Source organism: Bradyrhizobium sp. USDA 4504, assembly GCF_054063995.1.
Map to the genome: position 1 here is coordinate 3,736,477 of NZ_JBSSGV010000001.1, position 13,823 is coordinate 3,750,299.

Here is a 13,823-nt window from a genome sequence, read left to right on the forward strand (position 1 = left end):
GGACGCAACACAATGGAGAATGATCACAAGATCACCGTCCGTCCTTCCCGCGACAGCGACGTCGACGCCATGCTGTCGATCTACCGCCAACATATCCGCCGCGGCGTCGAGGAAAGCGTCGACGACAGCGGCACGCCGGAGCCCGACGATCTGCGCGACCGCCGCAAGAATCTGCGCAACACCCGCCTGCCCCACCTCGTCGCAATCTGTGACGGCGAGGTGGTTGGCTATGCCTATGTCGTGCTGTTCCGCAAGCGTCCGGCCTACCGCTACACGGTGAAGCATTCGATCTATGTGCATCACCGCTTCACCGGCCAGCGCGTCGGCGGCCGGCTGCTGCAGGAGCTGATCGACACCTGCGCCGCCGCCGGCTTCCGCCAGATGATCGGCTACATCGACAGCGACAACGCCGCCTCGCTCGCGCTGCACGACCGCTTCGGCTTCGCCCGCGTCGGGCATTTGCCCGGTGTCGCCTATCGGTATGGCCGCTGGTCCGACACCGTGATGGTGCAGCGCTCCCTCGCCGCCGGCGCCACCGCCCCACCGCCCCCCGCGCCGCTGTCGCGACGGTGATGGGCACGACACTTTCCATTCGTCGTCCCGGCGAAGGCCCATAGGCGCTAAGATAGTTTGATCATAGTCTGATAGTGGCGCTTATGTCTGGGTGGCTCGCGTAGATGTCGCCGGAGAGCGTGACTGGCTCTGCAGAGTAGAGCGATTGCGGGCTGTGGAATGATCGCTTGCCGTAGCGAAGCGACGAGCTGGCGCAGCAGACGCCACGTCACTGGGTGGGTCAGGCGGCGTCGGCCAAGCGGGGAGAGTCTTCGAGTTCGTCGACGAGCGGCTCGAGCAATAGAATGATCAGCAGATGAGCGAGGATATGGGGTCTGGCGGACCGCTCGTCGGTTCCGGGAGGTCCCTTCAGGCCAATCAGGCTTTTCAGCCGCTTGAAGCCGAGCTCAATGCGCCATCGCAGCCGATAGAGGGCGAGGATATCTGCAGTCGTGAAGTCCTCTGGCCTGAGTGAGGTCACCAGGATCACCCAATCTGCGGCGTCAAGTGTTTGCCTGGAGAGCTGATGACCTCCCTTTTGTGCAGTCCGGCGCGCCTTGCGTCGCGCAGCCGCAGCAGCTTGCGCCGGCTTCTTCGCGGCAACCAGACGCACTGCGAGCGGCGGCGCACCTGACTTGCGCTTTATCCAAATCGGCCGATCGATCAGGCCACGCGCCGAGGCGTTGCGCAGTTCGGCAGTGAGGTCAACAAGATTACCTTCGGCATCGAGCCAGCGCGCGCTCTTCCAGCCGGCCCGGATCACGAAGTCCGCATCGGCATCGACGAGATGCGCCATGCGCTCCGGTTGCAGATAGGCGCGATCGGCAAGACGGATCTCACCGGCAACCGCCGGTATCCGATCCAGCGTCTCGCCCGCTCGCTGATCGGTCAGTTCGAAGTGACCAAAGCGCTCCTGCGGAAGATCGAACGCGCTATGGATACGCCACACTGCGTTCTTGTTCCTGCCGCTCGTCCCAGCCTTGGGGACCGTCGTGGCGTCAACAATACGGATCAGACGACCGCGGCTCGCCTTCGGCGCCGCGGCGGCAAGCGCCTGCTCGACCAAGATTGCCAGCCAATCTCCGCACTGACGTAAGCGATACAACAGAGCCACGTTGGAGATATCGACAAGCCCAACCGACGTGGCCCATGCCGCCGTCAACCGCAGCCCTTTCTCACCAAGGCAATAAGCCAAGATCAGGCGCAGCAAGTCGACCGCATTGCTGATCTCCCGCGGACGGACAAACGCCTTCGTCTTGCGCGCGCTAATGTTCAGAGCCTCGGCTCCGCCAAGTCGGGCGACAACGCGCGCCCAATCTTTGTTCACAAGCGATTCGTGTGCCATTCCATCTTGGAATCACAAGCGAATCCAAGGCGCAAATCCTATTTTAGCGCCTTTGGGCGAAGGCCGGGACCCATAACCACAGGATTGGATTGGCAAGGAAGGCTGTGGCCCCAGCGTCGCGCAATAATCACCTTCGGTGGTTATGGGTCCCGGCCCCCCGTGCGCTATTGCGCACTAGGCCGGGACGACAGCGAATGTGTTGCGCGGCCGGTGAGTCATGCACCGGCATTCTCGCGGCCTCTGCAGCGCGAGTTTTGCATTTCGTTTCGCCGCTCTGATGACAGAGGGCGCAGGGAAAGCCGGATGCCGATCGCACCCATGGGTCCCGAGTAATCCTGCAGGCTGCAAGGCGCAAGCGACCTGAACGCCCTACTCCAGCGTAAAGCCGACCCGCAGCGCCACCTGATAGTGCCGGATCTTGCCGTCCTCGATATGGCCCCGCGTCTGCACCACCTCGAACCACTTCATTTCCCGGATCGTCTTTGACGCGCGGCTCACGGCGTTCTCGATCGCCGCCTCGATGCTCTTGTCCGATGATCCGACCAGTTCCAGGATTTTGTAGACGTGATCCTTGTCGTGCGTGGCGGGCATGTCGACCTCCTCTGTGGATGCGCGATCCGGACCGCTTGCGCTGCGGTTCGGACAGTCCATCGTCCGATGCGGGCCGGCCATCGTCAAAACCGACGAATGCTGCGCGGCAACACGCCGGACGAATTGAATAAACGTGTCGCGGCGCCTTTGGTGCCAGCATGCATTTCGTGCCAGCTGCGCACCCGCCCTTGTCCGGGCCTTGACCTATGGTAGCATGGTTTCATCAAGTATTCGGGAGCGATACGATGTCCACTGCGTCCAGCTCACCCGCCACACCTCCTCACAGCCTCGGATCCGGGCTTTCCAACCTCCGCGCCAAGTGGGGCTGGATCGTCGCCCTCGGGGTGATCTACCTGATCGCCGGCGTGCTCGCCTTCGGCAGCGTCTTCTTCGCCACCGTCGTCAGCGTGCTGTTCGTCGGCGCCATGATGATCGTCGCCGGCGTCGCCGAGATCATCAACGCGTTCCAGTTCAAGACCTGGGGCAAATTCCTGTTCTGGCTGCTGCTCGGCGCGCTCTATGTCGTGGCGGGCTTCATCACCTTCGAGAACCCGCTGCTCGCCGCGGCGACGCTGACGCTGTTCCTCGGCATCGCGCTGGTGGTGTCGGGCATCGTCCGCATCTTCCTCGCGTTCGGCATGAACTCGGAAGCGCCGTGGGGAATGGTCGCGATCTCCGGCCTGATCACGCTGGTGCTCGGCGCCATGATCCTGGCGCGCTGGCCGGTCTCGAGCCTCTACGTGCTCGGCATCTTCCTCAGCGTCGACCTGATCTGCGCCGGCGTGAGCTGGATCAGCATGGGCATGGCGCTGAAGCGCAGGGCGTGAGGCGCGATCGTCGCCTCAGGCACGATCGACGGGTGGGTTAGCCTCAAACTAACCCGCCGCATGTTTCGCGTGCGGAGAGATGGCGGGTTGCGCTGGCGCTAACCCGCCTACGCTCAATCCGCCTGCAAGCCCTCAGGGCTGCGCGAGATGCCAGGCGCCGTTCAGGAAACCGTCGCCGGTGATGTCGCCGGCCTTCTGGTCCTTGGCGAAGGTATAGAGCGGCTTGCCCTTGTAGGCCCACTGCTTGGAGCCATCGTCACGCGAGATGATGGTGTAGCCGCCTTCAGCCTTGTCGCTGGCGTCAGCCTTCAAGACCGGCCAATTCGTCGCGCACGGGCCGTTGCAGGCCGACTTGCCTTCGGAATCCTTGTCGAAGGTGTAGAGCGTCATGCCCTTGGCGTCGGTGAGGACCGAGCCCTTCGCGGTGGTTCCGGTCTTGGTCGGCGGCGCGGCAAAGGCCGCCGAGGCGAACGCAAGCGACACGGCGGTGGCGAGCGCGAGCGAGATCGATGTCTTCATGATGTCTCCTGTTCGAATGCAAATGGCTTGCATGCGTAAGGACGCCGAAGGGCGCGCACTATTCCGCTGACGGCGCGCGAAGAATTTTCGGGATGGCGATCAATGCGAGGGGAATAAAGCCGCAGGCGCGTGCCGATACCGTCCCGTAGCCCGCATGAGCGGAGCGACATGCGGGAGCCGCCCGGATATCGCGGAGCCTGTCATCGGGCGCGCGTTCGCGCGACCCGTTGGCTCATCCGGGCTACAACACCGAATGTGCTACCGCCTGATCTCCTCCGCCGCGCGCACCAGCGGGCGGTCGGAGAGCTGGATCGGGCCGGAGAACGGCGTACTCATTTCAAGGATCAGATAGATCGCGGCCGAGATCAGCGCCGCGGCGGCGACGGTGGTCGAAATCACCACCGCGTTGCGCGGCGCGCGAAAGCCGAGGGTGGCGAACATCAGCGTCAGCCACCCGACCAGGATGCAGATCAGCGGCGACGGAAACGAGCCGTCGGACTGCTCGACAAAGGTCCAGCGCTGCTGCACCGCCTGCCGATAGACCGAGCGCGCGTCGTTCCACAGCGCCACCTTCTGCTCGTCGTCGAACCGCAGCTCGCGGAGGCTGGTGCCGACCTCGTCGAGCAGGCGCTCCGACACGGCGCTTGCCCTGGAGATCGGAACATCCTTGAGCACCTGCTCGACATAGGCGAGCAGCCGCTTGCGCGGCTCCTCGGCGCTCGGCCCGAGCGGCCGCAGGCTGCGATCGAGCAGGATGAGGTCGGTGGCGAAGACGTGCAGATTGCGATCGACCGCCACATAGGTGTTGGCGGCACTGTTCATCATCAGGCCAAGCAACAGCGACGGCATGGTGACGAACAGCGTCGCGACCAGGCGTACCGAGGTGTTGGTCTCGTCGCTGCGGTGATGATCGGCGAGCCGGGCATGGATCGCCATGGTCGCAAGCGCGGCGCCGCCGAGCAGGATGAAGATCAGGACGGCGACGATGAATGCAACCACGGCTTGCGAAAACCTGCGAGAGAATCAGGTCCGCAGGATAGCAAGGGACGCCCGGCGGTGCATGTCCGGTTGACTAGCCGCCCCCACGCGCTATCCAGTCCGCACAGATTTGGGGGACATCCGGCGAGAGCGCGAGGGGCGCTCCAGAGGAGATACCACGTGCATATCGTCGACGACAGCGAGGTCAACCGCGTCCTGAGCTTTCCGGTCCTGATCGAGGCGATCGAGGCCGCGCACCGACGGCCGAAGATCGCGGTGCACGACGGCTATCTCGGCGACGACAAGGGCCAGCAGCTGGTGACGCGCAGCGCGGTCGATGCCGGCCGCTTCATGATGACCAAGCTCTACACCAGCTTTCCCGGCAACCTCGCCCACGGCAAGCTGCCGGCGGTTCAGGCGGTCTGCGTGCTGTTCGACGGCAATGACGGGCGTCCGCTCGCGGTGATGGACGCCGCCGAGATCACCCATTGGAAGACCGCCGCGGACTCCGCCCTCGGCGCAAAACACCTGGCGCGGCCGGATGCCGAGACGCTGCTGGTGGTCGGCGCCGGCGAGATGGCGCGCTGGCTGGTGCGCGGCCACCGCACCGTGCGGCCGCGGCTGAAGCGGGTGCGGGTCTGGAACCGGACAGTTGAACGCGCCCAGGAGCTCGCCGCGCTGCTGGAAGGCGACGGCATCGCGGCCGAGGCCGTCTCCGATCTCGACGCCGCGACACGCGAGGCCGACATCATCACCACCTGCACCCGCTCGCGCGAGCCGCTGGTCAAGGGCGCCAACCTTAAGCCCGGCACCCATCTCGATCTGGTCGGCGGCTTCACCCCGGAGACCCGCGAGTCCGACGACGAGGCGGCGCGGCGTTCGCGCATCTTCGTCGACCGCCGCGAATCCGCCTTCGATGGCGTCGGCGACATCCTGCAACCGATCGCGAGCGGTGCGATCGCCGAGAGCGACGTGCTCGGCGATCACTACGATCTCGCCGGCGGCAAGGTCGCCGGGCGGCTGTCGGATAGCGACATCACCTTCTTCAAGAACGCCGGCGGCGGGCATCTGGATCTGATGACCTGCGAGACGGTGCTTGCGCAGCTGGGGAAGGAGCTGCGGTAAGCGGAACTGTTCTGTAGCCCGCATGAGCCAACGGGTCGCACGAATGCGCGCCCGATGAAGGGCTCCGCAACATGCGGGATCAGCCTCCCCGGATATCGCTTCGCTCATCCGGGCTACTTCTACGTCTCGCGCAGCCAGACCTCGCCGATCGAGTGATCGGCGCGCTTGCGCAGCACGACGTCGGCCCGCGTCCGCGTCGGCAAGATGTTCTCCCTGAGATTGGCGCGATGATGCTCGCGCCACAGCCGCTCCGCGACCTCGCGCGCGTCACCCGGCGGCAGGTCCCTGTAGTGGTGGAAATAGGAGGCGGGATTCCGGAACGCTGTCGGCTGCAACCTGAGGAAGCGTTCGACATACCAGGACTGGATGTCGGCCTCATCGGCATCGAGATAGATCGAGAAGTCGAAGAAATCCGACACCACCACCGGCGCCGTGCCGCGCGCCAGCAGCACGTTGAGGCCCTCGAAGACCAGGATGTCCGGCTGCTGGATGACCTGGCGTTCCGACGGCACGATATCGCCGATCAGATGCGAATAGACCGGCAGCTCGAGCTCGCGTTCGCCCGCCTTCGCCGCTGCGAGAAATCGCAGCATGCGCGGCAGGTCGTAGCTCTCGGGAAAACCCTTGCGCCGCATCAGCCCGCGCTCTTCGAGAACGCCGTTGGCATGCAGGAAGCCGTCGGTCGTCACCAGCTCGACCCGCGGATGATCGGCCCAGCGGGCCAGCAGCGCGCACAGCACGCGGGCAAAGGTGCTCTTGCCGACGCCGACGCTGCCGGCCAATGCAACGATGTAGGGCGAACGGCGTGCCGGGCGGCCGAGAAACTCCGCCTTGACGTGCGCAAGGTTGCGCGCCGCCGCGAAATGCAGGTTCAACAAGCGCGTCAGCGGCAGATACACGTCGCTGACTTCGGCGGAATTGATCGGCTCGTTCAAGCCGCGCAACGCCGCGAGATCGGCGTCCGAGAGCGTCAGCGACGTGCTGGCGCGCAAGGCCGCCCAATCGCTGCGGCCGAAGATCATGTAGGCTGACAGCTCGTCGGGGTGGGTCATCTCAGCCGTTCACGGTGAGCCTGATGCGTCCGATCGATCTTGCCGAGGCAATGCCGGTTACGTCAATCGCCCTTTGCGGCGGCGATGGCAACGAGTAGCCCGCATGAGCGCAGCGACATGCGGGGCCGGTCTCCCCCCGGATATCCCTTCGCTCATCCGGGCTACGCGGCGACCGTAGTAGAACCGTAGGGCGGGTTTGCGTTGGCGTAACCCGCCCTACGCTCCCTACTCCGCGGCCTGCTGCGTCGGTGCGTCCAGCGCCTCCGACACCTTCGGCGGCGACATCGGCAGGCTGTAGAAGCGTTTGCCGAGCGCGTTGTGGACGGCGTTGGCGACCGCGGCCATCACAGGCACCAGCGGCACCTCGCCGACGCCCTTGACGCCCTGCGGATGCTTCGGGTTCGGCACCTCGACCAGCGCGCAGTCGAGCATCGGCAGGTCGGAGCAGACCGGCATGCGATAATCGAGGAAGCCGGGATTATCGACCTTGCCGTCCTTGTTGTAGATATACTCCTCGTTCAGCGCCCAGCCGATGCCCTGCGCGACGCCGCCCTGCAGCTGGCCCTCGACATAGCTCGGATGCACGGCGCGGCCGACATCCTGCACGGCGGTGTAGCGAACGACGCGGACGATGCCGAGATCGACATCGACCTCGACGTCGCAGATATGGGTGCCGAAGCCGCCCTCGGCGCCCTGGGTGTTGAGCTGCACGCTGGCGCCGATCGGACCGCCCTGCGACGGCGCCTTCTCGGCGAGGTCGGCGAGCGTCAGCGGTTCGAACTGGCCGGCATTCGGGCTCACCGGATGCGCGGCGCCGTTCTCCCACTTCACGGCTTCAGGGTCGATCTCCCAGACCTTCGCCGCGCGCTCGCGCAAGGTCGCGATCACCTTGTCGGCGGCCTGCGTCACCACCATCGAGGAGGCGAACAGCACGCGGCTGCCGCCGGTGAGGTTGGAGAATCCGACCGTCTGGGTGTCGCCGATGATGACGGAGACGCGCTTGTAGTCGATGCCGAGCAACTCGGCGCAGATATTGGCGATGCCGGCGCGCGAGCCGCCGATATCGGGGTGCCCTGTCGTGACGACGACGTTGCCGTCCTCGGTGATGTTGACCTGCGCGGAGGATTCACCGCCGGCATTGAACCAGAAGCCGGAGGCGACGCCCCTGCCCTGCAGCTTGCCGAGCGGCGCGGCATAATGCGGATGGTTCCTGGCGGCTTCCAGCGTCTCGATATAGCCGATGCGTGGGAACACCGGGCCGTGCGCCGCCTTGGTGCCTTCCTTCGCCGCGTTCTTCAGCCGCAGCGCCAAGGGGTCCATCTTGAGCGCCTCGGCAAGCTCGTCGAGCACGCACTCCACCGCATAAGCGCCGATCGGCGCGCCGGGCGCGCGATAGGCCGCGACCTTGGAGCGGTTGGAGCAGACGTCGAACCCCTCCGACAGCACATGCGGGATGTCATAGGGCGCGAAGCTGCACCCGACCGCACCGCGGATCGGCGAGCCCGGGAAGGCGCCGGCCTGCAGATAGAAGCTGCCATGGGCGGCGACGATGGTGCCGTCCTTCTTCGCGCCGATCTTCACCGTGCTCTTCGAGCCCGAGGTCGGCCCGGTGGCGCGCATCACCTCCTCGCGGGTCATCACCATCTTCACCGGGCGGCCGGATTTTTTGGCGAGCAGGGTGGCGAGCGGCTCGAGATAGACGATGGTCTTGCCGCCAAAACCGCCGCCGATCTCGGCGGGGATGGCGCGGATGTCGCTCTGCGGGATGCCGGTCAGCATCGAGGTCATCGCGCGCACCATGAATTGGCCCTGGCTCGACGACCAGATCGTGGTCTTGCCGTCGGCCGCAACCGAGATCAGGCAGGCATGCGGCTCGATATAGCCCTGATGCACCGGGCGTGTGGTGAAGGAACGCTCGATGATGACTTCAGCATCCTTGAAGCCCTGCGCGATGTCGCCCTTCTTGGATTCGAGGCGGCCCATGATGTTCGAGGGCTTGCCGTCGAATTTGTTGAACTCGTGCAGGATCGGCGCATCAGCCTTCAGCGCGTCGTCGATCTCGATCGCCCAGGGCAGCACCTCGTAGTCGACCTCGATCAGCTTGCAGGCCTCGGTCGCGATCGCCTCCGTGGTCGCGGCGACGGCGGCGACGGGATGGCCGGGGAACAGCGCCTTGTCGCGCGCCATCACGTTGCGGCACATCCAGCGCATGTCCTGGATGCCGAGCATGACGGCGCCCTTCTCGATCGTGAAGTCGACGATGTCGCGCGCGGTGACCACCGCCTTGACGCCGGGCAGCGCCTCGGCCTTGGCGGTGTTGATCGACCTGATGCGGGCGTGCGGATGCGGGCTGCGCAGCACCTTGCCCCAGATCATGCCGGGCATGGTGGTGTCGGCGGCAAACGCCGCGCGGCCGGTCACCTTGTCGACGCCATCGGGCCGGATGGTGCGCTGGCCGATCCATTTGTTGTTGACGACGTTCATGGGCGAGCCTCCCGCATTTCAGCCGCGGTCTCCATCACCGCGCGGACGATCTTGTCGTAACCGGTGCACCGGCAGAGATTGCCGGCGAGCCAGAAGCGGACTTCCTCTTCGGTCGGGTTTGAATTCCTGGCGAGCAGCGCCTCGGAGGCGACCAGCATGCCCGAGGTGCAGATGCCGCACTGAAGCGCGGCGTGCTCGAGGAACTTCTGCTGCAACGGATGCAGCTTCTCGCCTCTGGCCATGCCCTCGATGGTCCCGATCTCGTGGCCCTCGGCCTCGGCCGCGAGCATCAGGCAGGAGCAGACCAGGCGGCCGTCGAGCGTGATCGAGCAGGCGCCGCAATCGCCGGACGCGCAGCCCTCCTTCGAGCCGGTGAGCCCCAGTTGCCCGCGCAGCGCGTCGAGCATGGTCTCGTAGGGCTCGCACAGGAATTCGACCGGCTCGCCGTTGACTGAGGTGGTGACGTGCAGTTTCGCCATGGTGCTAGAGTCCTCCCGCGCGCTGTGCGGCGATCGCGGCGGTGCGCTTGAGCAGCACGCCGGCGGTTTTGATCCGGTAGGCGATGGTGCCGCGCTTGTCGTCGATCGGACGGCAGGCGGCGCGGCATGCGGCAGCGGCGGCTTCGAGCGCGGCATCGTCGAGCTTCGAGCCGGTCAGCGCCTTCGCCGCAGGCTCAACCAGCAGCGCGGTCGGCGCCACCGCGCCGAGGCCGACGCGGGCCGCGGTACAGACGCCATCCTTCAAGGTCAGGCTGACGCCGATGCCGACCACCGCGATGTCCATCTCGGTGCGCGGGATCATCCGCAGGTACGCGTCACCCGAGCCTTTCGGCCGCGGCGGCAAGGTGAAGCTGACCAGGATCTCGCCCGGCTTGAGGTTGGTACGGCCAGGTCCGGCCGGCACATCCTCAACCTTCATGTCCCGCCGGCCGTTCGGACCCTGCACGGTGACGACGGCACCCGCCGCAATCATCGCCGGCACGCTGTCGCCGGCCGGTGAGCCGTTGCAGAGATTGCCGCCGGCGGAAGCGCGGCCTTGCACCTGCTTGGAGCCGATCAGGTTCACGGCCTCGAGCACGCCGGGCCACACCTTGCCAAAGCGCGCATGCTCGGCGAGCTCCATGCCGGAGACGGCGGCACCCACACGGAAACCGCCATCGGCGGTTTCGCTGATTTCGGTCATCTCGCCGATCTTCTTGATGTCGACGATCAGTCCCGGCCGCACCAGGCCGGAGCGCATTTGCACCAATAAGTCGGTGCCCCCTGCCATAATGCGGGCGGCACTCCCGGCGGCAGCAAATGCGCCAATCGCTTCGTCAAGCGTGCGCGGTGCTACGTATCGGATATCGGTCATGACGGTTCTTTCGGTCTCCCTCGACTGCTTGTTCCCTTAGGATTTGCGGGATGTGGCCTTATTGATTGCTGGCCGGCAGATCGCGAGCCTACACGGCGGATCGGGGTCCGAACAGCCTGCGAGGTGCGGCAGGAAGCGCAGGCTCCTATGCAGGATGCGGACTTGTGCGGTGCCGGCGGCGGCGCGCGGCATTTGCTTTGGGGCGCGCTCGCGACCCGCCGCGACGAGGCCGCCAACCAGATCGGTCAGGCCTGACCGCGTTTGCCGGAGCCGATCCCAAGCATCGAGAACATCCCGATGACGAGCAGCGCCGCCGGAATGCACCACCACAACACGTAGCCGAACATGTATTCGAAGATCGTGCGCCGGTAAGGGGGAAGCGGATTGGGCAGCGCGCCGGCACGCTGCATCTGCTCGATCTTCTCCTGCGAGAGCTCGTGGTAAACGTTGAGCGGGCGGCCGTTGAGGTCTTTGCCGGAGCCCTTGACCATCAGGGCATAGTAGCCCGTCATCTTGTAGGGCAGGATGAAGGAGTGCGTGAGGCTCACATAGCCTAGCGCGAGGGCTTCGCCCTTGGGCCCCTTCTCGGTCAGGTCCTGCAGCTGCTGGTAGCTGTATCGCGTGCCGAACTCCGCGGCGCGTACGTCCTGACCGGACACCGCCACGCCGATGAACACGAGAAGAACGAGCAGACCGCGGCGCATGGCGTCTTGCCTCTCAACGTCTTGCCTCTCAAAGGGACGCGGCGGTTCGACCGCCGAACACTCATCAAACAAGCTACCGGAAAGGTGTCCAACCCCGGCTAACCCAGGCGATACAAGTGTCAGCAGCCGGTTAAGTCCTCCTCAACCTCGTCGGGACGTGCTGAGCGCGGCGAAGCCCGGAACCAGCGCCTGCTCGGCGACGTGCTCAAGCAGTGAGCGCACACGGCTTTGCAACCTCGCAACCGGACCGAACGCGATGGCGCGGCTCTTGCTTGCTTTCAACAACGGATTGGTGAAGCATGCCGGCGCAAGGGCAGATCGGGAGACGGCGAATGGTCGAAGTTTCGCGCAGAACGCTCCTCAAGCTTGCGGCCGGCGTACCGCCAGCCGTCCTGTCATCGCGCGCCCTTGCCGCGAGCAAGGGCAAGACCATCACCGCCGTGATGCATTCGGACCTGCGCATCATCGATCCCGGTTTCACCACCGCCTACATCACCCGCGACCATGGCTACATGGTCTACGACACGCTGCTCGGCATCGATTCGAGCTTCAAGGTCCGCCCGCAAATGGCGGACTGGACGATCTCGGACGACAAGCTCACCTACACCTTCACGCTGCGCGACGGCCTGAAATGGCATGACGGCGCGCCCGTCACCGCGGAGGACTGCATCGCCTCGCTGAAGCGCTGGACCGCCGTCGACGGCATGGCGCAGAAGCTGGCCGAATTCACCGCTTCCCTCGAGGCGAGCGGGCCGAAGACGATCGTGCTCAAGCTCAAGGAGCCGTACGGCCTCGTGCTGGAGTCGCTGGCAAAGCCCTCCTCCTACGTCGCCTTCATGATGCCGAAGCGGCTCGCGGAGACGCCGCCGGGCAAGCAGATCGCCGAGCAGATCGGTTGCGGGCCGTTCAAGTTCGTGAGCGCGGAATTCCAGCCGGGCGTGAAAGCGGTCTATGAGCGCAACGCCGACTACGTGCCGCGCAAGGACAAGCCGGATTGGCTGTCGGGCGGCAAGGTCGCGAAGGTCGATCGCGTCGAATGGGTCACGATGCCCGACGCGCAGACCGCGATCAACGCGCTGCAATCCGGCGAGATCGACTTCCTGGAACAGCCGTCGGTCGACCTGCTGCCGGTGCTCGAGGCGAACTCCGACCTCACCGTGGCCGTGCTGAACAAGTTCGGCTTCCAGATCGAGGGCCGGATGAATTTCCTGCACCCGCCATTCGACAACGCCAAGGTCCGCCGCGCCGCATTCCTGGCGATGAACCAGAAGGACGTGCTCGACGCCACCGTCGGCAACGCGAAATATTACGAGATCTGCGGCTCCTATTTCGCCTGCGACACGCCGCTCGCCAGCGACGCCGGCGCCGAGACGCTGATCAAGGGCAACGGCATGGCCGAGGCGAAGAAGGCGCTCGCCGCCTCGGGCTATGACGGCACGCCCGTCGTGATCATGATCCCCGGCGACGTGCAGACGCTGAAGGGGCCGCCGACGGTCGCGGCGCAGCTGTTGCGCGCGGCCGGCTTCAACGTCGACGCGCAGGTGACGGACTGGCAGACCGTAGTGAGCCGCCGCGCCAGCCAGAAGCCGCCCAAGGAAGGCGGCTGGAACCTGTTCTTCACCTTCACTGGCGCGACCGAGGTGATGAACCCGATCGTCAACAACCAGATCGCCGCCAACGGCAAGCGGGCGTGGTTCGGCTGGCCCGAAGACGCCAAGCTCGAGCAGATGCGCGACGCCTATGCGCGCGCCACCTCCCCTGAAGAGCAGAAGAAGGTCGCGGTCGAGATTCAAAAGCAAGCCTACGAGCAGGTGATCTATATCCCGCTCGGCCAGTTCCGCTTGCCGAGCGCCTGGCGCAAATCGCTCGCCGGCGTGCTGGAAGGCCGGCGCCGCCGGTGTTCTGGAACGTCGACAAGACCGAATAAGCAATCGGCTTGTCCGCAGACCCCCTTCGCCCCCAAGCGACCGCCGCAGCTGCGCGCGGCCAAAATATCGAAAACAACCCCATGCAAAGGAGCTGGCGGCTGCCGGCGTTCGACAAGGCAACTTGACACGTCGGGCAACTCAGGGATACATTTCCAATATTCCGAAATCGCGCAAACGCCTCTTGCATGTGCGTCGTCGTCTTATCCTCGTTCAGCGCGCGCTCCCACACGCGAAAGGATAGCTCGTCCTATTCCAGTCCGTTTTCTCGAAGCAGCCTTGCAGTAGACATGCAGAAGAATAGCCACAAGGCGATCGAGATGAGACTACGATGCACCGACTTTGCTCCCGACTGGTATCAAAGTGAC

The 13,823-nt window shown here is 65.3% G+C and carries 12 protein-coding genes and 1 pseudogene; 4 read left to right on the forward strand and 9 right to left on the reverse strand.

Features of this window, described 5'->3' with window-relative positions:
• The first annotated feature begins 12 nt into the window (after nucleotides 1-12).
• Nucleotides 13-573 carry a GNAT family N-acetyltransferase gene (locus ACVMB1_RS17430; protein WP_076831652.1) on the forward strand — a complete coding sequence of 187 codons (561 nt, stop codon included), beginning with the start codon at nucleotides 13-15 and terminating at the stop codon, nucleotides 571-573.
• A gap of 220 nt (nucleotides 574-793) precedes the next feature.
• Here the strand turns inward: ACVMB1_RS17430 and ACVMB1_RS17435 are convergent, their stop codons facing one another.
• A complete protein-coding gene (locus ACVMB1_RS17435; RefSeq protein ID WP_076824845.1) occupies nucleotides 794-1,897 on the reverse strand; it encodes an IS4 family transposase in 1,104 nt (367 codons plus the stop codon).
• 369 nt (nucleotides 1,898-2,266) lie between these two features.
• On the reverse strand, nucleotides 2,267-2,488 hold the full coding sequence (locus ACVMB1_RS17440) for a dodecin (protein WP_026192947.1): 222 nt from the start codon (nucleotides 2,486-2,488) through the stop codon (nucleotides 2,267-2,269).
• Between the two features lie 245 nt (nucleotides 2,489-2,733).
• Between ACVMB1_RS17440 and ACVMB1_RS17445 the strand changes: the two genes are divergently transcribed.
• Nucleotides 2,734-3,315 (forward strand): HdeD family acid-resistance protein, encoded by a 582-nt coding sequence (locus tag ACVMB1_RS17445; protein WP_057017581.1) that lies wholly within the window; start codon nucleotides 2,734-2,736, stop codon nucleotides 3,313-3,315.
• Between the two features lie 132 nt (nucleotides 3,316-3,447).
• Here the strand turns inward: ACVMB1_RS17445 and ACVMB1_RS17450 are convergent, their stop codons facing one another.
• Complete coding sequence (locus ACVMB1_RS17450; RefSeq protein ID WP_210262721.1) at nucleotides 3,448-3,834, reverse strand: COG4315 family predicted lipoprotein; 387 nt, start codon at nucleotides 3,832-3,834, stop codon at nucleotides 3,448-3,450.
• 258 nt (nucleotides 3,835-4,092) lie between these two features.
• Complete coding sequence (locus ACVMB1_RS17455) at nucleotides 4,093-4,833, reverse strand: bestrophin-like domain (protein WP_076831658.1); 741 nt, start codon at nucleotides 4,831-4,833, stop codon at nucleotides 4,093-4,095.
• 159 nt (nucleotides 4,834-4,992) lie between these two features.
• On the opposite strand from ACVMB1_RS17455, the gene ACVMB1_RS17460 reads away from it, so the two are divergent.
• Nucleotides 4,993-5,937, forward strand: a complete 945-nt coding sequence (locus ACVMB1_RS17460; RefSeq protein ID WP_076831661.1) for an ornithine cyclodeaminase family protein — start codon at nucleotides 4,993-4,995, stop codon at nucleotides 5,935-5,937.
• Nucleotides 5,938-6,056: 119 nt separating this feature from the next.
• Here the strand turns inward: ACVMB1_RS17460 and coaA are convergent, their stop codons facing one another.
• From coaA to ACVMB1_RS17485, 5 genes are all read right to left on the reverse strand, one after another.
• Complete coding sequence (gene coaA, locus ACVMB1_RS17465) at nucleotides 6,057-6,989, reverse strand: type I pantothenate kinase (protein WP_076831663.1); 933 nt, start codon at nucleotides 6,987-6,989, stop codon at nucleotides 6,057-6,059.
• A 225-nt stretch (nucleotides 6,990-7,214) separates the two neighbouring features.
• On the reverse strand, nucleotides 7,215-9,473 hold the full coding sequence (locus tag ACVMB1_RS17470) for a xanthine dehydrogenase family protein molybdopterin-binding subunit (protein WP_076831666.1): 2,259 nt from the start codon (nucleotides 9,471-9,473) through the stop codon (nucleotides 7,215-7,217).
• Nucleotides 9,470-9,952 carry a (2Fe-2S)-binding protein gene (locus ACVMB1_RS17475; protein WP_057017586.1) on the reverse strand — a complete coding sequence of 161 codons (483 nt, stop codon included), beginning with the start codon at nucleotides 9,950-9,952 and terminating at the stop codon, nucleotides 9,470-9,472. Before ACVMB1_RS17475 ends, ACVMB1_RS17470 begins: the two co-directional genes overlap by 4 nt.
• A gap of 4 nt (nucleotides 9,953-9,956) precedes the next feature.
• Nucleotides 9,957-10,817: an FAD binding domain-containing protein gene (locus ACVMB1_RS17480; protein WP_076831740.1), complete on the reverse strand. Its 861-nt coding sequence runs from the start codon at nucleotides 10,815-10,817 to the stop codon at nucleotides 9,957-9,959.
• 254 nt (nucleotides 10,818-11,071) lie between these two features.
• On the reverse strand, nucleotides 11,072-11,530 hold the full coding sequence (locus ACVMB1_RS17485) for a hypothetical protein (RefSeq protein ID WP_076831669.1): 459 nt from the start codon (nucleotides 11,528-11,530) through the stop codon (nucleotides 11,072-11,074).
• A gap of 332 nt (nucleotides 11,531-11,862) precedes the next feature.
• Here ACVMB1_RS17485 and ACVMB1_RS17490 point away from each other — a divergent pair.
• Nucleotides 11,863-13,457, forward strand: a pseudogene (locus ACVMB1_RS17490) (ABC transporter substrate-binding protein).
• The last annotated feature ends 366 nt before the right edge of the window (nucleotides 13,458-13,823 follow it).